The organism is Streptomyces sp. NPDC052301 (assembly GCF_044593395.1).
Taxonomy (GTDB): domain Bacteria; phylum Actinomycetota; class Actinomycetes; order Streptomycetales; family Streptomycetaceae; genus Streptomyces.
In genome coordinates, this window is sequence record NZ_JBIUBE010000008.1 from 345,415 (window position 1) to 370,714 (window position 25,300).

24 protein-coding genes and 1 tRNA gene are annotated in these 25,300 nt (G+C 70.0%); 24 read left to right on the forward strand and 1 reads right to left on the reverse strand.

Annotated elements, in window-relative coordinates:
• Window positions 1-2: 2 nt before the first annotated feature.
• From ACIHEJ_RS24405 to ACIHEJ_RS24450, 10 genes are all read left to right on the forward strand, one after another.
• Window positions 3-1,313 (forward strand): FtsK/SpoIIIE domain-containing protein, encoded by a 1,311-nt coding sequence (locus ACIHEJ_RS24405; protein ID WP_400138696.1) that lies wholly within the window; start codon window positions 3-5, stop codon window positions 1,311-1,313.
• Window positions 1,314-1,509: 196 nt separating this feature from the next.
• On the forward strand, window positions 1,510-2,127 hold the full coding sequence (locus tag ACIHEJ_RS24410) for a DUF2637 domain-containing protein (RefSeq protein WP_400138698.1): 618 nt from the start codon (window positions 1,510-1,512) through the stop codon (window positions 2,125-2,127).
• 19 nt (window positions 2,128-2,146) lie between these two features.
• Window positions 2,147-2,338, forward strand: coding sequence for a hypothetical protein (locus ACIHEJ_RS24415; RefSeq protein ID WP_400138700.1), 192 nt, complete (start codon window positions 2,147-2,149; stop codon window positions 2,336-2,338).
• A complete protein-coding gene (locus ACIHEJ_RS24420) occupies window positions 2,338-2,529 on the forward strand; it encodes a mobile element transfer protein (RefSeq protein ID WP_366013900.1) in 192 nt (63 codons plus the stop codon). Before ACIHEJ_RS24415 ends, ACIHEJ_RS24420 begins: the two co-directional genes overlap by 1 nt.
• 9 nt (window positions 2,530-2,538) lie before the next feature.
• Complete coding sequence (locus ACIHEJ_RS24425; protein ID WP_154823309.1) at window positions 2,539-2,733, forward strand: hypothetical protein; 195 nt, start codon at window positions 2,539-2,541, stop codon at window positions 2,731-2,733.
• Between the two features lie 14 nt (window positions 2,734-2,747).
• Window positions 2,748-3,005 carry a SpdD protein gene (locus ACIHEJ_RS24430; RefSeq protein WP_398791996.1) on the forward strand — a complete coding sequence of 86 codons (258 nt, stop codon included), beginning with the start codon at window positions 2,748-2,750 and terminating at the stop codon, window positions 3,003-3,005.
• A gap of 133 nt (window positions 3,006-3,138) precedes the next feature.
• Window positions 3,139-4,458 (forward strand): replication initiator, encoded by a 1,320-nt coding sequence (locus ACIHEJ_RS24435; protein WP_400138702.1) that lies wholly within the window; start codon window positions 3,139-3,141, stop codon window positions 4,456-4,458.
• On the forward strand, window positions 4,434-4,628 hold the full coding sequence (locus ACIHEJ_RS24440) for a helix-turn-helix transcriptional regulator (RefSeq protein ID WP_398791992.1): 195 nt from the start codon (window positions 4,434-4,436) through the stop codon (window positions 4,626-4,628). The genes ACIHEJ_RS24435 and ACIHEJ_RS24440 overlap by 25 nt, the downstream gene beginning before the upstream one ends.
• Complete coding sequence (locus tag ACIHEJ_RS24445; RefSeq protein ID WP_400138704.1) at window positions 4,625-5,998, forward strand: tyrosine-type recombinase/integrase; 1,374 nt, start codon at window positions 4,625-4,627, stop codon at window positions 5,996-5,998. The genes ACIHEJ_RS24440 and ACIHEJ_RS24445 overlap by 4 nt, the downstream gene beginning before the upstream one ends.
• 191 nt (window positions 5,999-6,189) lie before the next feature.
• Window positions 6,190-7,044 (forward strand): nuclease-related domain-containing protein, encoded by an 855-nt coding sequence (locus ACIHEJ_RS24450; RefSeq protein ID WP_400138706.1) that lies wholly within the window; start codon window positions 6,190-6,192, stop codon window positions 7,042-7,044.
• A gap of 1,146 nt (window positions 7,045-8,190) precedes the next feature.
• Here ACIHEJ_RS24450 and ACIHEJ_RS24455 read toward each other — a convergent pair.
• Window positions 8,191-8,262 (reverse strand) — tRNA-Arg (locus tag ACIHEJ_RS24455).
• A 118-nt stretch (window positions 8,263-8,380) separates the two neighbouring features.
• Here ACIHEJ_RS24455 and ACIHEJ_RS24460 point away from each other — a divergent pair.
• From ACIHEJ_RS24460 to ACIHEJ_RS24525, 14 genes are all read left to right on the forward strand, one after another.
• Window positions 8,381-9,010, forward strand: coding sequence for a response regulator (locus ACIHEJ_RS24460; protein WP_400138877.1), 630 nt, complete (start codon window positions 8,381-8,383; stop codon window positions 9,008-9,010).
• 469 nt (window positions 9,011-9,479) lie between these two features.
• On the forward strand, window positions 9,480-10,643 hold the full coding sequence (gene nrtL, locus ACIHEJ_RS24465; RefSeq protein WP_400138708.1) for an ArgS-related anticodon-binding protein NrtL: 1,164 nt from the start codon (window positions 9,480-9,482) through the stop codon (window positions 10,641-10,643).
• Window positions 10,644-10,696: 53 nt separating this feature from the next.
• Entirely contained in the window at window positions 10,697-12,088 is a 1,392-nt protein-coding gene (lysA, locus tag ACIHEJ_RS24470; RefSeq protein ID WP_400138710.1) for a diaminopimelate decarboxylase, read from the forward strand.
• A 154-nt stretch (window positions 12,089-12,242) separates the two neighbouring features.
• Complete coding sequence (locus tag ACIHEJ_RS24475; protein WP_400138712.1) at window positions 12,243-13,535, forward strand: homoserine dehydrogenase; 1,293 nt, start codon at window positions 12,243-12,245, stop codon at window positions 13,533-13,535.
• Window positions 13,536-13,541: 6 nt separating this feature from the next.
• On the forward strand, window positions 13,542-14,600 hold the full coding sequence (gene thrC, locus ACIHEJ_RS24480; RefSeq protein WP_400138714.1) for a threonine synthase: 1,059 nt from the start codon (window positions 13,542-13,544) through the stop codon (window positions 14,598-14,600).
• 225 nt (window positions 14,601-14,825) lie between these two features.
• Window positions 14,826-15,743, forward strand: coding sequence for a homoserine kinase (gene thrB / locus ACIHEJ_RS24485; RefSeq protein ID WP_400138716.1), 918 nt, complete (start codon window positions 14,826-14,828; stop codon window positions 15,741-15,743).
• Window positions 15,744-16,147: 404 nt separating this feature from the next.
• Window positions 16,148-18,163, forward strand: coding sequence for a transcription termination factor Rho (gene rho, locus ACIHEJ_RS24490; RefSeq protein WP_400138718.1), 2,016 nt, complete (start codon window positions 16,148-16,150; stop codon window positions 18,161-18,163).
• Between the two features lie 156 nt (window positions 18,164-18,319).
• On the forward strand, window positions 18,320-20,080 hold the full coding sequence (locus ACIHEJ_RS24495) for a trypsin-like serine protease (protein WP_400138878.1): 1,761 nt from the start codon (window positions 18,320-18,322) through the stop codon (window positions 20,078-20,080).
• A 199-nt stretch (window positions 20,081-20,279) separates the two neighbouring features.
• Window positions 20,280-21,416: an LCP family protein gene (locus ACIHEJ_RS24500; RefSeq protein ID WP_400138720.1), complete on the forward strand. Its 1,137-nt coding sequence runs from the start codon at window positions 20,280-20,282 to the stop codon at window positions 21,414-21,416.
• Between the two features lie 138 nt (window positions 21,417-21,554).
• On the forward strand, window positions 21,555-21,776 hold the full coding sequence (gene rpmE / locus ACIHEJ_RS24505) for a 50S ribosomal protein L31 (RefSeq protein ID WP_030740744.1): 222 nt from the start codon (window positions 21,555-21,557) through the stop codon (window positions 21,774-21,776).
• Between the two features lie 108 nt (window positions 21,777-21,884).
• Complete coding sequence (gene prfA / locus ACIHEJ_RS24510; protein WP_400138722.1) at window positions 21,885-22,952, forward strand: peptide chain release factor 1; 1,068 nt, start codon at window positions 21,885-21,887, stop codon at window positions 22,950-22,952.
• Window positions 22,953-23,015: 63 nt separating this feature from the next.
• The gene (prmC, locus tag ACIHEJ_RS24515; protein WP_400138723.1) at window positions 23,016-23,861 is read left to right on the forward strand and encodes a peptide chain release factor N(5)-glutamine methyltransferase; all 846 of its coding nucleotides are present in this window, start codon (window positions 23,016-23,018) and stop codon (window positions 23,859-23,861) included.
• A 52-nt stretch (window positions 23,862-23,913) separates the two neighbouring features.
• Window positions 23,914-24,561 (forward strand): L-threonylcarbamoyladenylate synthase, encoded by a 648-nt coding sequence (locus ACIHEJ_RS24520; RefSeq protein ID WP_366013921.1) that lies wholly within the window; start codon window positions 23,914-23,916, stop codon window positions 24,559-24,561.
• Complete coding sequence (locus tag ACIHEJ_RS24525; protein WP_400138726.1) at window positions 24,558-25,235, forward strand: protein-tyrosine-phosphatase; 678 nt, start codon at window positions 24,558-24,560, stop codon at window positions 25,233-25,235. The genes ACIHEJ_RS24520 and ACIHEJ_RS24525 overlap by 4 nt, the downstream gene beginning before the upstream one ends.
• Window positions 25,236-25,300 lie beyond the last annotated feature (65 nt).

Sequence of the window (25,300 nt, forward strand, 5' to 3'; positions counted from 1 at the left end):
GCGTGACCACGCTGGTGACGGTGTCCGAGCTGGGCGGGTCGCTCGCCGCGATAGGCGGTGCGGCCTACGTCCGGCACGCTCATCCGGCGGCGTACTGGTCCACAGTCAGGTTGCCGGTCTCGGTAGCCCGGCTGGTGGCTTCGTACTCCTCGACCATGGACGCGTGCGGTCTGACGGTTGAGCCACCCCGGTGGCGGGCGCTTGCCCTCAAGGCGACCACTCGACGTGAGATCCGGCCCGTCCCGCCCCGCCGGGGCCTGATCCGGCCCACTGCGACCGGTTTGCGGATTCGGCTGCGGCTGGCTCCGGGGCAGGAGCCGGCGGACGTCGCGGCCTCGGCTGAACGGCTCCGGCACGCCTGGGGCGTCCACGCCGTGTACGTCCGCGACATCAAGCCCGGCGTCGTCGAACTCCGGCTCGTGGGCTTTGACGTCCTGCGGAAGGTGCGGATGCCTCGCCGGATCGAAGGCGGGTTTCTGCGGGTGCCGGTGGCTCTGCGGGAGGACGCGACAGCCTTCTTTCGCGACTACCGAGCTGTACCGCATGAGCTCGTCCTCGGGGCCACGCTGTCGGGCAAGTCCATGTTCCTGCGTAACTTGCTCACCGGGTTGGCGGCTCAGCCCGTGGTCCTGGTCGGCATCGACTGTAAGCGCGGGGTCGAGCTGGCGCCGTTCGCCTCTCGGCTCTCCGCTCTGGCAACCGACCCGGAGCAGGCGGCCGATCTGCTGCCTGTGCTCGTGAAGGAAATGGAGGACCGTTACGACCTGATCAAAGCGCGGCAGGGCATCGCGCCCGGCACTCCGGATGAGCTGATCACTTCGGACGTCTGGGGTCTGCCCGAGAGCGAACGTCCCGCTCCCATAGTCCTGTTCATCGATGAGGTGGCCGAACTCTTCCTCGTCGCCACGCGGAAGGAGGAGGAACGACGGGACGAGATGGTCACTCAGCTCATCCGCCTCGCCCAGCTCGGCCGTGCTGCCGGAATCTATCTGGAGGTGTGCGGACAGCGTTTCGGCGCCGAGTTGGGCAAGGGCGCGACCATGCTCCGCGCGCAGCTCTCCGGGCGCGTCTGCCACCGAGTCAATGACGAAGCCTCCGCCAAGATGGCGTTGGGCGACATCGCCCCTGAGGCACCCATCGCCGCCTGCGCCATCGCCGCAGAAAGCCCCGGCCTTGCTGTCGCCGGAGACACCTCGGGCGGCTGGTCCCGCATCCGTACCCCGTACCTGTCTCTCGCCGATGCTGCGGCCGCATGCCGCAAGTCGGCGCGACTCGTCCCTGACGTACCTGCGCTGACGTCCTTCCGGCCGTAGGTCCCGCTCACACCCGTAGCGGCCTCTGGCCGACCACCGCCCCTCATTCGGTCCCGAGAAGCCCACGCCACTCCACGGCCGGCGCGGCCGTCCCGCGCCAGGTCCCTACCCCCGCCATGCCTGAAGAAGGGAGAGCAACCGACATGCGCCCCCTCTGCGAGGACGACGACCGCGACTACTCCGGAAAGGCGCCCTGATGGCCCGGTCCGCTCTACGCGCTGACGCGGTCTTGGTCCAGGCCGTCATTGCCGGTGCCCTGTCCTTCGCCCATCTCCATGACCTCGCTGCCGCTGCCGGACAGGCCGGGTGGAAGGCCTGGGCCTACCCGATCAGCGTTGACCTGCTCCTGGTCGCCGCCTGGCGACGGCTCCGGTCCGGCGGGACGAAAGCGGCGGCCTGGTGCTGGTTCGTCGTCGCGCTGACCGCGTCGCTCGGCGCCAACGTCGCCACGGCCGGACTCCTCGACCTGGCCGTCGTACCGGCATGGTTGCGCATCCTCGTCGCCGGATGGCCGGCCGTCGCCTTCCTCGGCGGCACCCTGCTCGTCCACGGCTCCCCGAAGCCCGAAGAGACACCGGGCCAGGGCGAGAGCACGGTCCCGGCTGCTTCCTCGGCCCCCGAACTGCCCGCTGCGGAACCCGTACCGGCTCCGCCCTCGACAGCTGCCGTCCCGCCCGCCCTCGTCGCCCTGGCCCGCAAGGTCGCCGACGAACACCGCGCACGGACCGGTACCGCCATCGACACCTCGACTCTTCGCGCCCGGCTCGGCGTCCCGCTGCCACTGGCCGAAGCCATCGCATCTCAACTCACCTGACCCGGAGGAACTCCCCTTCATGCGTCCGTCCACGCTCCGCGCGCTGCAACGCGCCGCCGAGCTGACCCGCCAGAACCGCCTCACCGAAGCCGTCCTGATCGCCGAGCCGGTGATCCTCACCGCCGACAGCTACGAGGGCGACGAGATCTTGCACTGGCTTGCCGAGCACGTCACCGACTTCACCGGCGGTACCGACAAGGAGGTCCGCTAATGCCGCCCAACCGCCGTTTCCGCAAGGTCGTCCGCATCGGCCCCGTCCAAGTCGCCACGTACTACGACGGCCGCGGTCGCGAGAAACACACCGCCGCCTGCACTGCTCCGCGCTGCGGCTTCTCAACCGACTACGACAGCCGCGCCGCCGCCGAGCTGGCCGCCCGCACGCACCGCTGCGCCGTCCGCTGAGGAGAGCCCGTGACCGTCTCACTGCCGCTCGTCTTCGTCCTCGGCGTCATCGCCTGGGCCGCGATCAAGTTCCTCGGCGTCCGCCTCTGGGTCGCCGTCGTGATCGCCCTGTTCGGCTTCTGGCTCTCCCACACCTTCCTCGCCCCTGCCATCGAGTCCGGCACCCGTTCCGGGGTCGGCGTCGTCAACGGCACCCACAAGTGACATGGAGGTCCGCCATGCTCCGCCCCAAGCTGCCCGACATTCCGACACTGCCGACCACGACGGTCACGTCTCAGCAGGTACAGGCTCCGGCTCCCTCCGCCGGCCGTCCCGTGGCCCCGTACGTGGGCATCGGTGTCGGCGCGGTCGCCGCCGTGGTCGTCGTCGGCATCGTGCTGACCGCGCTCCTGGCCGCGGTCGCGATCTCCGCCGTGTCCGTGGCCATCGCCGCCGTGGTCCTGCGCTCTCTCGTCGCCAACGCGCACAAGCACTGACCGGCCTCCGGGGCGGCAGCAACGCCGCCAAGCATCCCGTCGCCCCGGGGCCGTCCCTTCCCGACCGCAGAAACAGCCGAAAGGAACTCCCATCATCACCCGGCAGACTCCGCCACCGCTGGCGGAACTCTCCATGCTGGCCTCGCTCGGCACCATGCCCGAGCTGGGCCGCCAACTCTCCGGACTGGGTGGCTGCACCAACCCCGTACGCCTCGACGGCCACCGCACCGAATACGAGGTCAATCCGACCACTGGCGAGATCGGCCGAGTCCTGCATCACCTCGACTCCGGCTCGCTCCCCGCCGGCCAGCTCCTCGTCCGCTGCAACAACCGCCGCATGACCCGCTGCGCGGCCTGTGCCGAAACCTACCGCCGCGACACCTATCACCTGATCACTGCCGGACTCCGCGGCGGCAAGGGCACGCCGGAACAGGTCGGAACTCACCCACGGGTCTTCGCCACCTTCACCGCCCCCAGCTTCGGCCCGGTCCACAACCGCCCCTCCGGTGGGCGGGACTGCCGCTGCGGCATCCGGCATGCCGAGACGGACCCGGCCCTGGGTTCGCCGCTCGACCACGACACCTACGACTACGAAGCGGCCGTGCTCTGGAACGCGCACGCCGGGGCCCTGTGGCAGCGCTTCTCGATCTACCTCCGCCGCGAGGTCGCCAGGCGGGCCGGGCTCACTCAACGCGCCTTCCGTCATCATGCGCGCATCTCGTTCGCCAAGGTCGCGGAGTACCAGAAGCGGGGAGCCGTCCATTTCCATGCGGTCATCCGCCTCGACGGTCCGGAGGGCGGCGACACGGCCCCGCCGGCCTGGGCTACCAGCGAGCTGCTGACTGACGCCATCCGTGCGGCGGCCTCTGCTGCACACATCGACGGACCGAGGATCGACGGCCGGTCGCACGCGTTCGTCTTCGGCCGTCAGCTCGACGTCCGCCCCATCCGTTCCGCCGACTTCGACGACGGCCAGGAGCTGACGGAGCGGGCCGTAGCGGCGTACATCGCGAAGTACGCCACCAAGGGCGCCGAGACGGCGACCGGCACCCTGGACCGGCCGCTCAGGTTCCTCGCCGAGCTGGCCCAAGCCCGAATCACGGACCACGCCCGACGCCTCATCCGTACGGCCTGGACCCTCGGCGCGCGGCCCGATCTGGCCGACCTCCGCCTGCGGGCCTGGGCACACATGCTCGGCTTCCGCGGCCATTTCTCCACCAAGTCCCGGCGCTACTCCACCACCCTCGGTGCACTCCGTGACGCGCGCGCCGACTGGCGCCGGGCGCAAGCGGCTCCACCAGTCCCGCAGGACGGCGAGACCACGCTCGTCCTCGCTCACTGGGTCTTCGCCGGTACCGGCCTGTCCCGCGCCGAAGCCTGGCTCGCCGCATCCCTCGAACCTGCTCCCGGAACGGAAGGAGAGCCGACATGGAAGCCCGTCGCGACGAGCTGATGACTGTGCGCCAGGTCTTGGACGAGCTGGGCGGCGTTTCTCGCCGGACGTTCTATCGCTGGCGCGAGTTGGGGGAGGGGCCGGCCGCGTTCAAGCTCCCCAACGGTGAGCTTCGTATCTGGCGCAGCGATTTCGCCTCGTGGCTCCGGGAATTGGAGGCGGCTGCGTGAAGTCTCTCGACGTCAAGGTCTGGGGCGTGCGCAAGCGGGACACCAAGACACCCTCGTACGGCGTCCGCTGGTCTGTCGCGGGGAACGTCTTCTCGGACTCATTCCGTACCAAGGCGCTAGCTGATCACTACCGAGCGAAGCTCATGAGTGCCATGCGGGGCGGCGAAGAGTTCGATACGGAGACCGGTCTCCCGGCCTCGATGGAGCAGAAGAAGTCCCCTCTGTCGTGGTACGCCTTTGCGCTCAAGTACCTGGTGATGAAGTGGCCCCATGCTGCACCGAATACGCGATATGGGATCAACGAATCTCTGACGAGCGTGACTATGGAACTACTTATGGAGCGCGCTGGACGGCCGTCCGACGAGGAGATCCGCAGGGCGTTACGCAATTGGGCCTTCGTGCTGCCGGGTCCGAACGATCGAGAAGTCCCGGATGACGTCCAGGACGTTCTTCACTGGGTGGGGAAGGCGTCCCGGCCGCTGGCGGATCTCGCTGAACCTGCAACGGCCCGTGCGGTGCTCGACGGGCTGAAGCTCAAGCTCGACGGGACCGCGGCAGCTGCTGAGACCGTACGGCGAAAGCGGCGGGCCCTCGTCAACGCTGCCAACTACGCGGTCGATCTGGGGGAGCTGCGTGAGAACCCGATCACGGCTGTCCGCTGGCAGAAGCCCAAGGTCTCGAACCAGGTCGATCCGCGCGTTGTCGCGAACCCCGAGCAGGCTCGGAATCTCCTGGCGGCAGTGAGCTACGTGGGCGGCTACCGGCGTGCTCGCGGCCGGCGCCTCGTCGGGTTGTTCGCGGCGATGTACTTCGGTGGTCTGCGCCCTGCTGAGGCGGTCGGCCTGGTGGAGACGGATCTCGTTCTCCCCGGGCAAGGCTGGGGAACGGCGCTGCTCCACCGGACTCGTCCGTCGGTCGGCAAGCGGTGGACCGACTCGGGGGAGACCCATGACGACCGAGGGCTCAAGAACCGGCCTGCCGAGGATGTTCGGCGTGTGCCTATTCCGCCCCAGCTCGTCGCTGTCCTGCGCGATCACCTGGCCACGTTCGGCACGGCGGAAGACGGGCGGCTCTTCTTCAGCGAGAAGGGCTCGGTCGTCCCGTCCTCGACGTACTACAGGGTGTGGCAAGAGGCCCGGGTTCTGGCGCTTCCGCCGGCCGTCGCGGCCTCGCCGCTCGCGAGTAGGCCGTACGACCTCCGGCACTCGGCGCTGTCGACGTGGCTGAATGCCGGAGTGGATCCCACCGAAGTCGCCGAGCGCGCCGGCAACAGCGTTGAGGTCCTGCTGACCCGCTATGCGAAGTGCCTTGACGGACGGCAGGACGTCGCCAACCGGCGCATCGAGGATCTGCTCCGCGAGTACGAGTGAGACAACCTGTACCCAACACCGAGGCCCTAGGCATGCTGCCTGGGGCCTCCCTCGTTGCATGCCCTAGCTGCGGCGATGCTCCCACCAGAAAGGGCGAGCTGCCCCGCGTCGCTCGCCCTGCGGTCTTGTGGCCTCGCCTCTCTTGCTGCTGCCATGGCGCCAACGTCGCTGCGAGAGCACAGGGGGGTCTTGTGGAGCTGCACGTCACCCGCTGGAAGCGGTATGGACATGATCGCCTGTACGCCAACCTCACGGATGGCACCGCGGTCGGTTGGGCGGACGTCAGGACGGGGGACATCACGGTCTTGCGGGCCGAGTATCGCGACGACGTGATCGCCCAGCTGACACAGCACTTACAGAACCTCAGCGAGACAGTCCCGCCAGACAGGACGCCCGACACTGAAGCGCGTCCGGTGCTGCCGCCTCTGACGCCGGGCGACGACCTGGCCTCCAACTCTCCGGGGGCGGCGCTGCACAAGAAGCTAGATGAGTCTGGCATGGGGCTGATGGAGCGAGTCGTCTCGCGGCTCCTTCGGCGACCCACGGAGTGGGACTCCTGGCGACTGGGGTTGGCGGGGGAGCGGCGAGTGGGGGCCGAGCTGAACCGCTTAGGGCGCCACGGCTGGCGTGTCCTGCACTCCATCCCCTTGACCAACAACGTGGACATCGATCACTTGCTGATAGGGCCTGGTGGGGTGTTCAGCATCAATACGAAGCACCACCACAAGCGCGCCGTGTGGGTCGGAGACGATTCCGTGAAAGTCGATCATGGGAAGCCGGCGCCCTACGCACGGAAGAGTCGAGCAGAAGCGAAGCGAGTAGTCCGAGTGCTTGAGCACTATTGCGACTTTCCTGTACCGGTGGAGCCGGTGCTCGTCTTTGTTGGCGTCACCGAGCTGAAGGTGGCCGCCACGCAGCTCAGCGTGCGGGTGTACCAGGAGCGCCAAGTAGCGGCCCTGGCGCCGCTTTCAGGCGTGCTGACGGCCGAGCAGGTTGAGCAGGTGTACAGCGTCGCCCGCCATCGCCAGGCCTGGACTCGGGCCTGAGTTGGTGGCCTCAGCGGGATGCTGGTGGCCTTCATGGGCGCCCGTGGGCAACCCCGTAGTGCACGCGGCTGAGCGTACAAGCCCCGACAGACGGCTGCTCTAGGAGTGCTCAGTTCGACGGTCAGAAAGGCCTGTTCGCAGCCGGTGGGTCTGTCTCCAGTAGTGCTGCCAGCGCAAGGGATCGCGGCCTTCAGGCCGGCGGCGAGCAGTCGGCTCTCGAGTCCTAGAGCGTGAGACCTCGGATCAACCCTCACTAGCCGTCAGCTGCCTCGTCCGCCGAGTAACTTCCCAGTGAACAAGATGTGTTGGTACGGTGTAGACGGCATCGAGTTGGCGAGCGGGTCCCAATGGGGCACTATCGCTGTTCGCTCATCTAGAGAGGTGGAGTTTATGGAAATCAACATTTCCGGATGAGTCGGGTCAATAGCCAATTGGGTCGACGCATCCAAGCTTCAGGCTCGGAAACATCTGGGCCGCTTCGAAGAGAGGTTGCGCTCCGCCTTGGACCCTATGTGGCAACTCGTGTCGTTGTTCTTCAGTATGTTCAGTGGCCCCTCCCTTGTGAGGTTCGTCGGCCAGGTTGCCCTGGTGCTCGTCATCGTTGCCATGACGCCAACGTGGGTTTGTTGGCCGTTTCTGGGCGCCGGTCGTCGAGCAGACGTACTTCGCATGATTGAGAGGCTCCGAGACTGGGCGTGTAGCAGCAAGAAGTAAGCAGCGCCCCTGGAGAACGATTTGAGCCCCCGGGTCCTCCGAGATCCGGGGGCTCGACTTGTCATGTCCCAATACGCCGGACGCTACGGCCGACGATGTCTTCTGGAGCCCCTTCGCGGTCGGCGTGTTTTGCACTGCTGGCCACATTGAGCCGGCGGCCGCGTTTTGCGGCGAGCAGGCGCTCAAGGGCTCCGCGGCGGTGTCGAGCTCCGTGATCCTTGCGGGACGATGGCTGAGGTCCGGCCCGTCGCCGATCCTCCGCTCGACCCGAGCGAGCCTCGTCACCTGCGACGATGCCCCAAGATCCCGTCCACGCCTCGTCCACAGACCCCGGCATACGGCCGCTCCGGGCCGCATACGGCTGCACATACGCGAAGACCCCGTCCTCAGCGTTCTCGCTGGTGGCGGGGTCTTTGGGCACCTTCTTCGAGGTGCCCCCGGCAGGATTCGAACCTGCGCACACGGCTCCGGAGGCCGTTGCTCTATCCCCTGAGCTACGGGGGCGTGTCGGTTGGGGGCTCTGCGCTCCCTGGCGACGGGTAGAACACTAGCAGGTCCGGCGGGGTGATCAGGAATCCGTTTCCCCGGGTCGGGTGGGGTGGGTCCCCTGTAGGGGGTGGAAGTGGGGAAAACCCGGACGCGGTGGCCGGTCCGGACCTACTCTCGACTTGTGCCAGGCGCTTCGGGCCGGGTGCTTGTTGTGGACGACAACAAGGTCATCCGGCAGTTGATCAGGGTCAACCTCGAGCTGGAAGGGCTAGAGGTCGTGACCGCGGCCGATGGTGCCGAGTGTCTGGATGTCGTGCATCAGGTGCGGCCCGACGTCGTGACGCTCGACGTGGTCATGCCGCGGCTCGACGGGCTGCGTACCGCCGCGCGGCTCCGCGCCGACCCCCGTACGCACCATCTGCCCCTCGCCATCATCAGCGCGTGCACGCAGTTCGAGGTCGAGACCGGCCTCGACGTCGGCGTCGACGCCTTCCTCGCCAAGCCCTTCGAACCCGCCGAACTCGTCCAGCTCGTCAAGCACTTGATCGAGCGCGGGAACGGGTCGGGGCAGCATGGGGGAGAAGGCCGCGAGGTGGAGGCGCGAGGCGGGGAGGCGCGCGGGGGAGAGGGAAGAGAGCCCGGGCAGAGCGCGCGTGGCGAGTCCGGGGGTGAGCCGGGCGGTGAGGGTGACGGGGATGACGATCCCGTCGCTGATGAGGTCGCCGACGGTGTCTCGGGTGGGATCATCTCCTTCGGTGGGTAGGTCCGTCCGTCCTGTGACGGCGGCACGTCGTCGTGCCGTCACCGCGTGAGGCGCCGGCCCCCGTCCGTGGAGGCGCCGTCTCCGGTCCGTGGAGGCGTCGGCCCCCGTCCGTGGAGGCGCCGTCTCCGGTCCGTGGAGGCGCCGTCTCCGGTCCGTGGAGGTGCCGGCCCCGGTCCGTGGAGGTGCCGGCCCCGGTCCGTGGAGGTGCCGGCCCCGGTCCGTGGAGGTGCCGGCCCCGGTCCGTGGAGGCGCCGGCCCCGGTCCGTGGAGGTGCCGGTCCCGGTCCGTGGAGGTGCCGGTCCCGGTCCGTGGAGGCGCCGGCCCCGGTCCGTGGAGGCGCCGGCCCCGGTCCGTGGAGGGGTCCGTCTCCGCGTCGGCGGTCCCGGCTCGGACCACAGCCCGGCCCCGCCCGTCCCACAAGCCGAAACCACCTCGCCTGCCCACCCCCCTCCTCCCCTACGCTTGTCCCGTGACCCCCGTCGAGCTCTCCCGCACCGTGCTGCGCGCGGTGCGTCGTGCTGTCGATGAAGGGGAGCTGAGTGTGAGCGTGCCCGAGCGGGTCGTGGTGAAGGAGCCGGGGCCCGGGGGGTGCGGCGACTACGCCACCACCGTCGCCCTGCAGCTCGCCCGGCCGGCCGGGGTGCCGCCGCTCAAGGTCGCCGAGATTCTGCGGAGCCGTCTCGCCGAAGCCGAGGGCATCGGAGACGTCGTCGTCACCGGGCCCGGGTTCCTCAACATCAGTCTCGACGCGCAGGCCGACCCCGTCACCGGGCTCGTCCGGGAGATCCGCGCCCGCGGCGCCGAGTACGGGCACGGTGACGCCCTCGCCGGGCAGGTCGTCGCGCTCCGGGTGCCGTACGAGGTCCGGGCCGAGGTCGTCGCGGACGCCGTCGTACGGATCGTCGCCACGCAGGGCGGGCGCGCCACCGTCGAGCACGGTGAGCCGGTCAATCTGCGGCCGGTGCCCGCGGCCGAGGACCCCGCCCCGCTCGGGCCCGACGCCGCCCGGTGGGCCCTGCTCCATCCCGCGCCGCACGACCGGCCCCGGATCACCGCCGACCATCTGGTGCAGCGGGAGGGCAATCCGCTGTTCCGGGTCCGGTACGCCCACGCCCGCATCCGGTCCGTCAGTCGCAACGCCGCCCGGCTGGGTTTCGCCGCCGAGCCCGGTCCGCTGGGTTTCGCCGTCGAGTCCGTCGAGTCCGTCGAGTCCGTCGGGTCCGTCGGGTCCGTCGGGTCCGTCGGGTCCGCCGAGTCCGCTGACCCCGGCCCACCGAGCGTCACCGCCGACCCCGTCGACCCCGGCCCGCAGCCCGACCCCGTCGAGGCCCGGCGGCTCGCTCCCCTGGCGGCGCACCCCGCCCCCAGCCGGCCCCGCGCCCTCCTCGCCCCCCTGGCCGACCACCCCCGTATCCTCGCCGCGGCCGCCACCCACCGTGCCCCGGACCGGCTTGCCCGGCATCTCGTCACCGTTGCCGATGCCGTGCTGCCCCTGCTGCCTTCCGTGCTGCCCCGCGGCGAGGAGAAACCCTCGGCCGCCCACCGTGCCCGGCTGGCTCTTGCCGAAGCCGCCGGGACGGTGCTGGCCGGTGGCCTGTCCCTGCTCGGCATCGACGCACCCGAACATCTCTGAGGGCACCCAGAGCAGATGCGCCCCGGAGAGACAGAGAGTCTGAGAGTCACGTCATGAGCCGTTCCGCCCATCCCGCCGGGCCCCGTCACGCCGACGTCCTGCCCGAGGGGCACTACTCCGCGCCGCCCACCGACCTCAACGCCCTCGACGCCAGGGTGTGGGCCCAGACCGTCAGCCGGAACGACGACGGGGTCGTGACCGTCGGCGGCCTCGACGTGAAGGCGATCGCCGAGGAGTACGGGACCCCGGCCTACGTCCTCGACGAGGCCGACTTCCGCGCCCGCGCGCGGGCCTGGCGCACCGCCTTCGGCGCCGACGCGGACGTCTTCTACGCGGGGAAGGCGTTCCTCTCGCGTGCCGTCGTGAGGTGGCTCGACGAAGAGGGGCTGAATCTGGACGTGTGCTCCGGGGGCGAGCTGGCCACCGCTCTGTCCGCCGGGATGCCCGCCGAGCGCATCGCCTTCCACGGCAACAACAAGTCGGTGGCGGAGATCACCCGGGCCGTCGAGAGCGGTGTCGGGCGGATCGTGCTCGACTCGTTCCAGGAGATCGTGCGGGTCGCCCATGTCGCGCAGTCGCTCGGCAAGCGGCAGAAGGTGCAGATCCGGATCACCGTCGGCGTCGAGGCGCACACGCACGAGTTCATCGCCACCGCCCATGAGGACCAGAAGTTCGGGATTCCGCTGGCCGGCGGGCAGGCCGCCGAGGCCGTGCGGCGGGCGCTGCAGCTCGACGGGCTGGAGCTGATCGGGATCCATTCGCACATCGGGTCGCAGATCTTCGACATGTCGGGGTTCGAGGTCGCCGCCCACCGCGTCGTCGGGCTGCTCAAGGACATCCGGGACGAGCACGGGGTCGAGCTGCCCGAGATCGACCTCGGGGGCGGGCTCGGGATCGCGTACACGAGTGACGACGATCCGCGGGAGCCGCACGAGATCGCCAAGGCGCTCCACGAGATCGTCACGCGGGAGTGCGAGTCCGCGCGGCTGCGGACGCCGCGGATCTCCGTCGAGCCGGGGCGCGCGATCGTCGGGCCGACCGCCTTCACCCTGTACGAGGTCGGCACCGTCAAGCCGCTGGACGGGCTGCGGACGTACGTCTCCGTCGACGGCGGCATGTCCGACAACATCCGGACGGCCCTGTACGACGCCGAGTACAGCGTCTCCCTGGTCTCCCGGACGAGTGACGCCGAGGCCATGCTCGTCCGCGTCGTCGGCAAGCACTGCGAGAGCGGGGACATCGTGGTCAAGGACGCGTTCCTGCCGGCCGACCTGGCGCCGGGCGACCTGATCGCCGTCCCGGCCACGGGGGCGTACTGCCGGTCCATGGCCAGCAACTACAACCATGTGCTCCGGCCGCCCGTCGTCGCCGTGAAGGACGGCGAGGCCCGGGTCATCGTTCGGCGCGAGACGGAGGAGGACCTCCTGCGTCTCGACGTCGGATGACCTCCACGGCGGGAACAAAAGGGACGGGAAGATCTTCGGTCTTCCGGTCCCGGCAAAATGAAATAGACGTCTCACGATCCGGACGAAGGGTAGAAACTCCCGTCCGGTGAGTGAGACTGGTTCAACCGTAGACGGTATGAGGAAACGAGGTCGGATGATGCGTACGCGTCCGCTGAAGGTGGCGCTGCTGGGCTGTGGAGTGGTCGGCTCAGAGGTGGCGCGCATCATGACGACGCACGCCGACGACCTCGCCGCCCGGATCGGGGCGCCCGTGGAGCTCGCGGGGGTCGCGGTCCGGCGGCCGGGCAAGGTGCGTGAGGGCATCGACCCGAGCCTCGTCACCACCGACGCCACCGCCCTCGTCAAACGCGGCGACATCGACGTCGTGGTCGAGGTCATCGGGGGCATCGAGCCCGCCCGGACCCTCATCACCACCGCCTTCGAGCACGGGGCGTCGGTCGTGTCCGCCAACAAGGCGCTGCTCGCGCAGGACGGCGCCGCGCTGCACGCCGCGGCCGGGGAGCACGGCAAGGACCTCTACTACGAGGCCGCCGTCGCCGGTGCCATCCCGCTGATCCGGCCGCTGCGCGAGTCCCTCGCCGGGGACAAGGTCAACCGGGTGCTGGGCATCGTCAACGGGACGACCAACTTCATCCTCGACAAGATGGACTCCACGGGCGCCGGCTACCAGGAGGCGCTCGACGAGGCCACCGCGCTCGGGTACGCGGAAGCCGACCCGACCGCTGACGTCGAGGGGTTCGACGCCGCCGCCAAGGCCGCCATCCTCGCCGGGATCGCCTTCCACACGCGCGTGCGCCTCGACGACGTCTACCGCGAGGGCATGACCGAGGTCACCTCCGCCGACTTCCGCTCGGCGAAGGAGATGGGCTGCACCATCAAGCTGCTCGCCATCTGCGAGCGCGCCAAGGACGGTGCGTCCGTCACCGCGCGCGTGCACCCCGCGATGATTCCGCTGACCCACCCGCTCGCCTCCGTGCGCGGCGCGTACAACGCCGTCTTCGTGGAGTCCGACGCGGCCGGGCAGCTGATGTTCTACGGCCCCGGCGCCGGCGGCTCCCCGACCGCCTCCGCCGTCCTCGGCGACATCGTGGCCGTCTGTCGCAACCGTCTGGGCGGCTCGACCGGACCCGGCGAGTCCGCCTACGCCGCGCTGACCGTCTCCCCGATGGGCGACGTCGTCACGCGGTACCACATCAGCCTCGACGTCGCGGACAAGCCGGGTGTGCTCGCCCAGGTGGCGACCGTGTTCGCCGAGCACGGGGTGTCCATCGACACCGTCCGTCAGCAGGGCAAGGACGGCGAGGCCTCCCTCGTCGTCGTCACCCACCGGGCCTCCGACGCCTCCCTCACCGGGACCGTCGAGGCACTGCGCAAGCTCGACACCGTGCGGGGTGTCGCCAGCATCATGCGGGTTGAAGGAGAGTAACCAGCAATGACTCACCAGTGGCGCGGAATCATCGAGGAGTACCGGGACAGGCTGCCGGTTTCCGACACCACGCCGGTCGTGACGCTCCGTGAGGGCGGCACGCCCCTCGTGCCCGCGCAGGTGCTCTCCGAGCGCACCGGCTGCGAGGTCCACCTCAAGGTCGAGGGCGCGAACCCGACGGGGTCCTTCAAGGACCGCGGCATGACCATGGCCATCAGCAAGGCGAAGGAGGAGGGGGCGAAGGCCGTCATCTGCGCCTCCACCGGCAACACCTCTGCCAGCGCCGCGGCGTACGGCGTCCGGGCCGGCATGGTCTCCGCCGTGCTCGTGCCGCAGGGCAAGATCGCTCTCGGCAAGATGGGCCAGGCCCTCGTGCACGGCGCGAAGATCCTCCAGGTCGACGGCAACTTCGACGACTGCCTCACGCTCGCCCGGGCGCTGAGCGAGAACTACCCGGTGGCGCTGGTCAATTCGGTGAACCCGGTGCGGATCGAGGGCCAGAAGACGGCCGCCTTCGAGATCGTGGACATGCTCGGCGACGCGCCCGACATCCACGTCCTCCCGGTCGGCAACGCGGGCAACATCACCGCCTACTGGAAGGGCTACAAGGAGTACGCCGCCGACGGCATCTCCACGAGGACCCCGCGCATGTGGGGCTTCCAGGCCTCGGGCAGCGCCCCGATCGTGCGCGGCGAGATCGTCAAGGACCCCTCGACCATCGCCACCGCGATCCGCATCGGCAACCCCGCCTCCTGGCAGTACGCCCTCGCCGCGCGCGACGAATCGGGCGGCGCCATCGACGAGGTGACGGACCGTGAGATCCTGCGCGCGTACCGGCTGTTGGCCGCGCAGGAGGGTGTCTTCGTGGAGCCCGCCTCCGCGGCGTCCGTGGCCGGTCTGCTCAAGGCCGCCGAGCAGGGCAAGGTCGACCCGGGCCAGCGCATCGTGTGCACCGTCACCGGCAACGGCCTGAAGGACCCCGACTGGGCCGTCGCCGGCGCCCCGCAGCCGGTCACCGTCCCGGTCGACGCGGCCACCGCGGCCGAGCGCCTCGGGCTGGCCTGACCGGGTAATCCCCGCAAGGGGTGCACAGGGGGCTTACGACACGCATCGTGCGCCTCCTGTGCGCCCTATGTCGCCACAGAACCTTCCTTCGATAGGCTGTACCCAACCCGCCCTGCATATGCCCGCGCATCAAGGGCGACGCCGCGCCGTCTGCGCGGCCGAGGGTCTCCCCGTACGTATCGAATGTCTTCGACAATCACGCAGCTCAAGGAGAGTCAACGAGCGATGGCCGGTCCAGCGTTCCGCGCCGCCGCCGTCCGGGTGCGCGTTCCCGCCACCAGCGCCAATCTCGGCCCGGGCTTCGACGCCCTGGGTCTCGCGCTGGGGCTGTACGACGACGTCGTCGTCCGGGTGGCCGACTCCGGGCTGCACATCGACATCGCGGGCGAGGGCAGCGAGACCCTGCCGCGTGACGAGAGCCACCTTCTGGTCCGCTCCCTGCGCACCGCCTTCGACCTGCTGGGCGGGCAGCCCCGCGGCCTGGAGATCGTCTGCGCCAACCGCATCCCGCACGGCCGCGGCCTCGGCTCCTCCTCCGCCGCCATCTGCGCCGGCATCGTCGCCGCCCGCGCCGTGACCATAGGCGGCGAGGCCCGCCTCGACGACGCCGCGCTGCTGGAGCTGGCCACCGAGATCGAGGGCCACCCGGACAACGTGGCCGCCTGTCTGCTCGGCGGCTTCACCCTCTCCTGGATGGAGGCCGGCGCCGCCCGGGCCATCAGGATGGAGCCGGACGATTCCATCGTTCCGGTGGTTTTCGTGCCCGGGAAGCCGGTCCTGACCGAGACCGCCCGCGGCCTGCTGCCGCGCACCGTGCCGCACGTCGACGCCGCCACCAACGCGGGCCGTGCAGCCCTGCTCGTCGAGGCCCTCACCCGGCGCCCCGAGTTGCTGCTGCCCGCCACCGAGGACCGCCTGCACCAGGAGTACCGCGCCCCGGCCATGCCGGAGAGCGCCGCACTGGTGGAGCGGCTGCGCGCCGACGGGATCCCGGCCGTGATCTCCGGTGCCGGGCCCACCGTCATGGCCCTGGCCGACGCCGACAGCGCCGACAAGGTCTCTCACCTCGCAGGTGAGGGCTGGGCCGCCAACCGGCTGGACCTCGACGTGCAGGGAGCGAGCGTGCTGCCGCTTGCGACCTGACACACGGTTGCCGGATTTGGAGAGGGGGAATGTTTGTTGGATCCGGTAGTGTTAACCTCAAGTCTGCACCCGACCCCACCATGGCGAGGTGCCTCGTGTCCCAGTCCGGGACAGACATTCTTCCGGGAGCCTCCCGCGCCACTCCGTGTCCCTTGCGCCGTACCTGGGCAGTACGTCGTACGCGGGCATTGAGCGGGCCGCCGGGCACGCTTCGGAACAGGTGCTACCACGCCAAGTGACACTGGGTGCCACGGCTCGCGGAAGCGCCATCACCGCACATCTCTTCCGCCGCTTTGGCGGACCACCGCCCCGGCACGGTTCACCGAAGACAAGAACCGTAGCCGGACAGCACAACCGGTCGCCGAGCCAGACAGGCCGACGTCCGCTCCAGGGAAGGACCCTTCGTGAGCGACACCACCGATCTGATGGGCGCACGTGTCGAGGAGACCGCTGCCGCGCCCGCCACGGACGCCTCCGCGCCTGCCACCGGTGCCGGCTCCCGGCGGCGCCGCGGTACCGGCCTCGAGGGCATGGTGCTGGCCGAGCTGCAGCAGGTCGCCTCGGGCCTCGGCATCAGGGGCACCGCGCGGATGCGCAAGAGCCAGCTGATCGAGGTCATCAAGGAGGCGCAGGCCACAGGGGGCGCCGCCCCCAAGGCAGCGTCGTCCCCCGCCGGGGACGCCACCGAGACCAAGCCGAAGCGCCGGGCCACCTCCAAGGCCCGCACCGGCGATGACGCCGCAGAGAAGAAGACGGCGGCGAAGTCCGAGGCTCCCGCCGAGAAGGCCGTGGCCCAGCAGCAGATCGAGATCCCCGGCCAGCCGGCCTCCGACGACGCCCCGACCGAGCGCCGTCGCCGCCGTGCCACCGCCGAGGCCGGCAGCCCCTCCGCGGGCGGCGCCGAGACCGTCGCCGCCGAGGCGAAGAGCGAGCCGAAGGCCGAGACCCCGGCCCAGTCCGCCCAGCAGCCGCAGCAGCAGGGCGACGCCCGGGGCGACGCCGGTGACGGCGAGGGCCGTGGCCGCCGCGACCGCCGCGAGCGCGGCCGTGACCGTGACCGTGACCGCCGCGGCAAGGGCGACGACCAGCAGGGCGGCGGCCGTCAGGACCGCCAGCAGCAGGGCCAGCAGCAGGGCGGCGGCCGTCAGGACCGCAACGCCGGCCCGCAGGACGACGACGACTTCGAGGGCGGCCGTCGTGGCCGTCGCGGCCGCTACCGCGACCGCCGTGGCCGCCGTGGCCGTGACGACATCGCCGCCGAGCCGCAGCTGGCCGAGGACGACGTCCTGATCCCCGTCGCGGGCATCCTGGACATCCTCGACAACTACGCCTTCATCCGGACCTCCGGCTACCTGCCGGGCCCGAACGACGTGTACGTCTCCCTCGCCCAGGTCCGCAAGAACGGCCTGCGCAAGGGTGACCACATCACCGGTGCCGTCCGTCAGCCGAAGGAGGGCGAGCGCCGCGAGAAGTTCAACGCGCTGGTCCGCCTCGACTCCGTCAACGGCATGGCGCCCGAACACGGCCGTGGCCGCCCGGAGTTCAACAAGCTGACCCCGCTCTACCCGCAGGACCGCCTCCGCCTGGAGACGGACCCGGGCGTGCTCACCACCCGCATCATCGACCTGGTCTCGCCGATCGGCAAGGGCCAGCGTGGTCTGATCGTGGCCCCGCCGAAGACCGGCAAGACCATGATCATGCAGGCGATCGCCAACGCGATCACGCACAACAACCCCGAGTGCCACCTGATGGTCGTCCTCGTCGACGAGCGTCCGGAAGAGGTCACCGACATGCAGCGGTCGGTCAAGGGCGAGGTCATCTCCTCGACCTTCGACCGCCCGGCCGAGGACCACACCACGGTCGCCGAGCTGGCCATCGAGCGCGCCAAGCGGCTCGTCGAGCTGGGCCACGACGTGGTCGTCCTGCTGGACTCCATCACGCGTCTGGGCCGCGCCTACAACCTGGCGGCGCCGGCCTCCGGCCGCATCCTGTCCGGTGGTGTCGACTCGACCGCGCTGTACCCGCCGAAGCGGTTCTTCGGTGCGGCGCGCAACATCGAGGACGGCGGTTCGCTGACCATCCTGGCCACGGCTCTCGTGGACACCGGGTCCCGCATGGACGAGGTGATCTTCGAGGAGTTCAAGGGCACGGGCAACATGGAGCTCAAGCTCGACCGCAAGCTCGCCGACAAGCGCATCTTCCCGGCGGTGGACGTGGACGCGTCCGGTACCCGTAAGGAAGAGATCCTGCTCGGCAACGAGGAGCTGGCCGTCGTCTGGAAGCTCCGCCGGGTGCTGCACGCACTGGACCAGCAGCAGGCGATCGAGCTGCTGCTGGACAAGATGAAGCAGACCAAGTCGAACGTCGAGTTCCTGATGCAGATTCAGAAGACGACGCCGACTCCGGGCAACGGAGACTGAGGTCAAGGAAGCCAGGGCCGCCCCCCGTCACGAAAGTGACGGGGGGCGGCCTTTTGGCGCTGAGGGGAGTGGGACGCACCACGCGTCCCCTCCTTCTCATCTCTCCCAGGGGGACCACCCTTGCCCAAGCCCCTGCCCGGGCGGCACAGACGCCGGATACGCGTCGGCCTGCCCCTCGCCGCCGCCGGTGTCGCCGCGGCCGTCGCCGCCGCGCTCGTGACGACGTCCGCCGGTGCGGCCACCGCGCAGCCGAAGCCCACCGCGCAGCCCGTCGTCAGCCAGCCTTCCCAGGCCACGCTGGAGAAGCGCATCGCGGACGCCGCCGGAGACTCCGCGCCGACGAAGTCCAGCAGCCCCTCCGCCGTCTCGCCGAAGATCATCGGTGGCAACGAGACCACCATCTCCTCGGCGCCCTGGATGGCCCAGCTCTGGTACGACAACGGCAGCGACAGCTTCTTCTGCGGCGGCTCGGTCATCTCGCCGACGAAGATCCTCACCGCGGCGCACTGCGTGAAGGGCGAGGACGGCACGAGCTACAACTGGAAGGCCTACGGCGCCGTCGTCACCGGCACCGACCAGCTGCCCACCACCGACTCGACCGGCGCCACGGACCTGCACGGCGGCCAGGCCACCGCCGTCTCGCGCCAGTGGAACAACCCGTCGTACAACCCGAGGACGATCGACAACGACATCGCCGTGCTCACCCTGGCCGCCCCGGTCAAGGCCACGCCGATCCGCATGGTCACCTCCGGCGACACCGCCTCCTACGCCTCCGGCACCAGCGCCAAGCTCTACGGCTGGGGCCGCACCAGCTCCACCAACGACAACATCTCGCAGACGCTGAAGACGGCCACGCTGCCCCTGCAGTCGGACAGCACCTGCGCGGGCTACTACGGCAGCGACTACGTCAAGGGCCACATGGTGTGCGCGGGCAACCCCGCCACCGGCAGCGACAGCGGCACCACCTCCGCCTGCAACGGCGACTCCGGCGGCCCGCTCGTGGTGAACGGCCGTATCGCCGGCGTGGTCTCCTGGGGCGTGCAGGACTGCGTGGAGAAGGGTGCCTACAGCGTCTTCAGCAAGGTCACCACGTACGTCGGCGCGGTCTACCCGCAGCTCGACGACACCAACCTGAGCCTGTTCAACAGCAAGGCCGACAACAAGGCCGACCTGTTCGTGCGGGCCTCCTCCACGAAGACCGGCTACGAGAAGGACTCCGGCGGCAGCTCCTTCGGCTCCCGGGTCTCCTGGGGCGACTGGGGCGGCGTCAACGTCGTCCTGCAGACCGACCTGAACCGGGACGGCTTCCAGGACCTGGTCTACCGGGTCAGCTCCACCGGTGACGTGTACTGGGAGCACTTCGTGCTGAACAGCACGCGGACCGGCGGCTCCTGGACCGACACGAAGATCTTCACCGGCTGGAAGACGCGCACCCGGATCGTCGCCCCGGGCGATGTCACCGGTGACTACGTGCCCGACATCCTGTCCGTCGACTCCGGCGGCACCTTGTGGATCTACCCGGGCAAGGGCAACGGCACCTTCGGCTCGCGGACGCAGGTCGGCACAGGGTGGAACCAGTACAACAGCCTGCGCGCACACGGCGACTTCACCGGGGACGGCAAGGCCGACCTGCTCGCCCGCAGGTCCGGCAGCGACGACCTGTACCTGTACAAGGGCACCGGGAAGTCCGGCACCGGCGCCTTCTCCGCGCGGATCAAGGTGCGCAGCGGCTGGACCGGCTACAACGCCTTCGATGCGGTCGGTGACGTGAGCGGCGACGGCAAGGCCGACTTCCTGGCCCGCACCCCCGGCGGCACCCTGTACCTGTACAAGGGCACCGGAAAGGCCACAAGCGAGATCTTTGCCACAAGGGTCTCGGTCGGCACCGGTTTCCAGGCGTACGACATCTGGGGCTGAAAACGCAGGTGAGCAGCGGTCATTTCTGCGTGACCGACTACTCGCAGTGCCCACCGCAGCACGCGGTGGGCACGTTGCGTTGTGCAACCCTGTGCCGAGTTTCTCCGTCTGACCCGATGGAGTGACGATGGAGCGGTGAGGACCGCGCCTGACCCTGAAAGCAGGGGGTAACCGACCGACGACGAGACCTAGGAGCGTTGTGTCCGCCCAGAGCACGCCGGAGCCCGCGATATCCGAGCCGCACGCGACCGGTACCGGCCGCGGCGGCAGGGGGCGCCGCCGCAAGGCCCGCAGTACGAGCCGCAAGGCGCTGCTCGCCACGGCCTGGACGGCGGCGGGCGTGGTGGTGCTGGGAGGCGTCGGCGCCGGGTACGTCTACTTCAAGCTCAACGGCAACCTCAAGAGCATCGACATCAACCAGGCCCTCGGCAACGACCGGCCCTCGAAGGTCGACAACGGCTCCGAGAACATCCTGGTCCTCGGCTCGGACACCCGCTCCGGCGGCAACAGGAAGCTCGGCGGCGGCACCGACGACGGCAGCGCCCGCTCCGACACCGCGATGATCGTCCACGTCTACGAGGGCCACAAGAAGGCCAGTGTGGTCTCCATCCCGCGGGACACCCTGATCGACCGCCCCGCCTGCACCGACACCAAGGGCACCGCGCACCCGGCGCAGACCGGCGTGATGTTCAACGAGGCCTACTCCACGGGCGGCGCGGCCTGCGCGGTCAAGACCGTCGAGTCCCTCACCGGCATCCGCATGGACCACTACCTCGAGGTCGACTTCGCGGGCTTCCAGAAGCTCATCGACGACCTCGGCGGCGTCCCGGTCACCACGTCCAAGAACATCGACGACCCGCAGAGCCATCTCACCCTCGAGGCCGGCACCCACACGCTGAACGGGCAGCAGGCCCTCGGCCTGGTCCGCACCCGGCACGGTGTCGGCGACGGCTCCGACCTGGGCCGCATCCAGCTCCAGCAGGCCTTCGTCAAGGCGCTGATCGATCAGGTCAAGCACGTCGGCGTGCTCAGCAGCCCGAAGAAGCTGTACAACCTCGCCGACGCCGCCACCAAGGCCGTCACCACCGATTCCGACATCGGTTCGGTGAACTCCCTGATCGACTTCGCGGACGGTCTCAAGGGCATCAGCGCGAAGCACATGAGCATGGTCACCATGCCGGTGCGGTACGACCCGTCGAATCCCAACCGCGTCCTGATGGAGAAGTCCAAGGCGCAGCAGGTCTGGGACGCCCTGAAGAACGACCGTCCGGTCCCGGCGTCGGCCACGAAGGGCACGGCGACCGGTGAGGCCAAGGGCGTGGTGAGCGCTCCCTGAGGGACCGCGGAATAGAACGACCGCACCCCCGGTTTGGGTGGATGGCCCCAGTCCTGGCAGACTGGTACGTCGGCTCCGGTTCACGTTCCCGCACCCCGCGGCAGCGACCCGGCGCCCTCCCGAAACCTAGGAGACACCTTGAAGCGCGACATCCACCCCGCGTACGTCGAGACGCAGGTCAGCTGCACCTGCGGCGCGTCGTTCACCACCCGCAGCACCATCGAGTCCGGCACCATCCGGGCCGAGGTCTGCTCCGAGTGCCACCCGTTCTACACGGGCAAGCAGAAGATCCTCGACACCGGTGGCCGTGTGGCCCGCTTCGAGGCCCGCTTCGGCAAGGCTGCCGGCTCCAAGAAGTAGCGAGCCCCATTTCGCCGGTCCACGGCCGTACGCCCACCGCGGGCGTGCGCCGGGACCGGCGTTTTTGGTCGCCCGCCCTTCCCTTCATCGCAGTACAGGAGCCGAATGATGTTCGAGGCCGTCGAGGAACTCGTCGCCGAGCACGCCGATCTGGAGCAGAAGCTCGCCGACCCGTCGGTCCACGCCGACCAGGCGAACGCGCGCAAGCTGAACAAGCGCTACGCCGAGCTGACCCCGATCGTCGCCACGTTCCGCTCCTGGAAGCAGACCGGCGACGACATCGACACCGCGCGCGAGCTGGCCGCCGACGACCCCGACTTCGCCGCCGAGGTCAAGGACCTGGAGAAGCAGCGCGAGGAGCTGACCGAGAAGCTGCGCCTGCTGCTGGTCCCGCGCGATCCGAGTGACGACAAGGACGTCATTCTGGAGATCAAGGCGGGCGCGGGCGGCGACGAGTCCGCGCTGTTCGCCGGCGACCTGCTGCGCATGTACCTGCGCTACGCCGAGCGCGTCGGCTGGAAGACCGAGATCATCGACTCCACCGAGTCCGAGCTGGGCGGCTACAAGGACGTGCAGGTCGCGGTGAAGGCCCGCGGGCAGCTCGAGCCGGGCCAGGGCGTGTGGGCGCGCCTGAAGTACGAGGGCGGTGTGCACCGCGTGCAGCGCGTGCCGGCCACCGAGTCGCAGGGCCGTATCCACACCTCCGCCGCCGGTGTGCTCGTCACCCCGGAGGCCGAGGAGGTGGACGTCGAGATCAACGCGAACGACCTGCGGATCGACGTCTACCGGTCCTCCGGCCCGGGCGGCCAGTCCGTGAACACCACCGACTCCGCCGTGCGCATCACGCACCTTCCCACCGGAGTCGTCGCCTCCTGCCAGAACGAGAAGAGCCAGCTCCAGAACAAGGAGCAGGCGATGCGTATCCTGCGCTCCAGGCTGCTCGCGGCGGCTCAGGAGGAGGCGGAGCGGGAGGCCGCGGACGCCCGCCGCAGCCAGGTCCGCACCGTCGACCGCTCCGAGAAGATCCGCACCTACAACTTCCCGGAGAACCGCATCTCCGACCACCGCGTCGGCTTCAAGGCGTACAACCTGGACCAGGTCCTGGACGGCGACCTCGACGCGGTGATCCAGGCCTGCGTCGACGCCGACTCGGCGGCGAAGCTGGCGGCCGCCTGAGAGCCGCGTACGACACGTACGCACTCACGAGCACGAAGTACGAGCACGACACGGAGGACTCGCGTGAACCTGCTGCTCGCGGAGGTGGCCCAGGCCACCCAGCGGCTGGCCGACGCCGGCGTGCCCTCGCCGCGCACCGACGCGGAGGAGCTGGCCGCCTTCGTGCACGGGGTGAAGCGCGGCGCCCTGCACTCCGTGAAGGATGCGGACTTCGACGCCCGGTACTGGGAGGTCATCGCCCGGCGTGAGCAGCGTGAGCCGCTGCAGCACATCACCGGGCGGGCCTACTTCCGCTACCTGGAGCTCCAGGTCGGGCCGGGCGTCTTCGTGCCCCGGCCGGAGACCGAGTCCGTGGTCGGCTGGGCCATAGACGCCGTGCGCGCCATGGACGTGGTCGAGCCGTGCATCGTCGACCTGTGTACCGGCTCCGGCGCGATCGCGCTCGCCCTCGCCCAGGAGGTCCCGCGCTCGCGCGTGCACGCCGTGGAGCTGTCCGAGGAGGCCCTGGTGTGGACCCGCAAGAACATGGCCGGGTCCAGGGTCGACCTGCGTCAGGGCGACGCCCTGACCGCCTTCCCGGACCTCGACGGGCAGGTCGACCTGGTCATCTCCAACCCGCCGTACATCCCGCTGACCGAGTGGGAGTACGTCGCCCCCGAGGCCCGCGACTACGACCCCGAACTGGCGCTGTTCTCCGGTGAGGACGGCCTCGACCTGATCCGGGGCATCGAGCGCACCGCACACCGTCTGCTGCGCCCCGGCGGGGTCGTCGTGATCGAGCACGCCGACACCCAGGGCGGCCAGGTGCCGTGGATCTTCACCGAGGAGCGGGGCTGGGCCGACGCGGCCGACCACCCCGACCTCAACAACCGCCCCCGGTTCGCGACCGCCCGCAAGGCGCTGCCGTGACCACCCCCGAGACTTCATCCCCGCAGTACGTGTACGAGGAGGCCCGTTAGACATGGCACGGCGATACGACACCAATGACGCGACCGACCGTGTGACGGGTCTGCGCGAGGCCGCGTCCGCCGTCCGCCGGGGCGAGCTGGTGGTGCTGCCGACCGACACGGTGTACGGCATCGGCGCCGACGCGTTCTCCTCCGAGGCCGTCGCCGACCTGCTCGCCGCCAAGGGCCGGGGCCGCAACATGCCCACCCCTGTCCTCATCGGCTCCCCGAACACGCTGCACGGCCTGGTCACGGACTTCTCCGAGCTGGCCTGGGAGCTCGTCGACGCCTTCTGGCCGGGCGCCCTGACGATCGTCGCCAAGCACCAGCCGTCGCTGCAGTGGGACCTCGGCGACACCCGGGGCACGGTGGCCGTCCGGATGCCGCTGCACCCGGTCGCGATCGAGCTGCTCACCGAGGTCGGCCCGATGGCCGTGTCCTCCGCCAACCTCACCGGCCACCCGGCGCCGGAGAACTGCGACGCCGCCCAGGAGATGCTCGCCGACTCCGTCTCCGTCTACCTCGACGGCGGCCCCACCCCGGGCAACGTGCCGTCGTCCATCGTCGACGTCAGCCGTGAGGTGCCGGTTCTGCTGCGCGAGGGCGCGATCTCCCCGGAGGAGCTGCGCAAGGTCGTACCCGACCTCGAGGTGGCGAATTGACGGCCCCTGAGGCGGGGCGTGGCATAGGCATCGGGGAGCGTGTCACGGAGGAGACGACCACCTTCGGATTTCCGCGCGACACCTTCCGCATCCTCCACGTCAGCACCGGCAACGTGTGCCGCTCACCCATCACCGAGCGGCTGACCCGGCATTTCGTCGCGGAGCGCCTCGGCGTGCTCGGCGGCGGGCTGATCGTGGAGAGCGCGGGCACCTGGGGTCACGAGGGCGCGCCCATGGAGGCCAACGCGGAGACCGTGCTGGGCGAGTTCGGCGCGGACGCCTCCGGCTTCTTCGGCCGGGAACTGCTCGACGAGCACGTGATCCGGGCCGACCTCGTGCTGACGGCGACGCGGGACCATCGGGCGCAGGTGATCTCGATGGGGCACTCGGCGGGCCTGCGCACCTTCACACTGAAGGAGTTCACCCGCCTGGTCCGTGCCATAGACCCCGCCACGCTGCCGCCCCTGGAGGACGGTGTGGTCACGCGGGCCCGTGCGCTGGTGCGCGCCGCGGCGGCTCTCCGCGGGTGGCTGCTCGCGCCCACGGCGGAGGCGGACGAGGTGTACGACCCGTACGGGGCGCCGCTGACGTTCTTCCGGTCGATCGGGGACGAGATACATCAGGCGCTGGACCCGGTGGTGACGGCGCTGACCGGTGTGAACACCCGGGCGTAAGGCGCAGAGGGCCGGTAAAGAACAGAAGGCCCATATGGTGCACAAGTGGGCGCAGCGGTCGCGCG

What these genes read in the sequence shown, in the direction of transcription:
- ACIHEJ_RS24435 (WP_400138702.1), top strand. Translation starts at nt 3,139, where the DNA reads ATGCTGGCCTCGCTCGGCACCATGCCCGAGCTGGGCCGCCAACTCTCC.
- ACIHEJ_RS24410 (WP_400138698.1), top strand. Translation starts at nt 1,510, where the DNA reads ATGGCCCGGTCCGCTCTACGCGCTGACGCGGTCTTGGTCCAGGCCGTC.
- ACIHEJ_RS24430 (WP_398791996.1), top strand. Translation starts at nt 2,748, where the DNA reads ATGCTCCGCCCCAAGCTGCCCGACATTCCGACACTGCCGACCACGACG.
- ACIHEJ_RS24440 (WP_398791992.1), top strand. Translation starts at nt 4,434, where the DNA reads ATGGAAGCCCGTCGCGACGAGCTGATGACTGTGCGCCAGGTCTTGGAC.
- prfA (WP_400138722.1), top strand. Translation starts at nt 21,885, where the DNA reads ATGTTCGAGGCCGTCGAGGAACTCGTCGCCGAGCACGCCGATCTGGAG.
- ACIHEJ_RS24415 (WP_400138700.1), top strand. Translation starts at nt 2,147, where the DNA reads ATGCGTCCGTCCACGCTCCGCGCGCTGCAACGCGCCGCCGAGCTGACC.
- ACIHEJ_RS24475 (WP_400138712.1), top strand. Translation starts at nt 12,243, where the DNA reads ATGATGCGTACGCGTCCGCTGAAGGTGGCGCTGCTGGGCTGTGGAGTG.
- thrB (WP_400138716.1), top strand. Translation starts at nt 14,826, where the DNA reads ATGGCCGGTCCAGCGTTCCGCGCCGCCGCCGTCCGGGTGCGCGTTCCC.
- ACIHEJ_RS24520 (WP_366013921.1), top strand. Translation starts at nt 23,914, where the DNA reads ATGGCACGGCGATACGACACCAATGACGCGACCGACCGTGTGACGGGT.
- ACIHEJ_RS24420 (WP_366013900.1), top strand. Translation starts at nt 2,338, where the DNA reads ATGCCGCCCAACCGCCGTTTCCGCAAGGTCGTCCGCATCGGCCCCGTC.
- thrC (WP_400138714.1), top strand. Translation starts at nt 13,542, where the DNA reads ATGACTCACCAGTGGCGCGGAATCATCGAGGAGTACCGGGACAGGCTG.
- lysA (WP_400138710.1), top strand. Translation starts at nt 10,697, where the DNA reads ATGAGCCGTTCCGCCCATCCCGCCGGGCCCCGTCACGCCGACGTCCTG.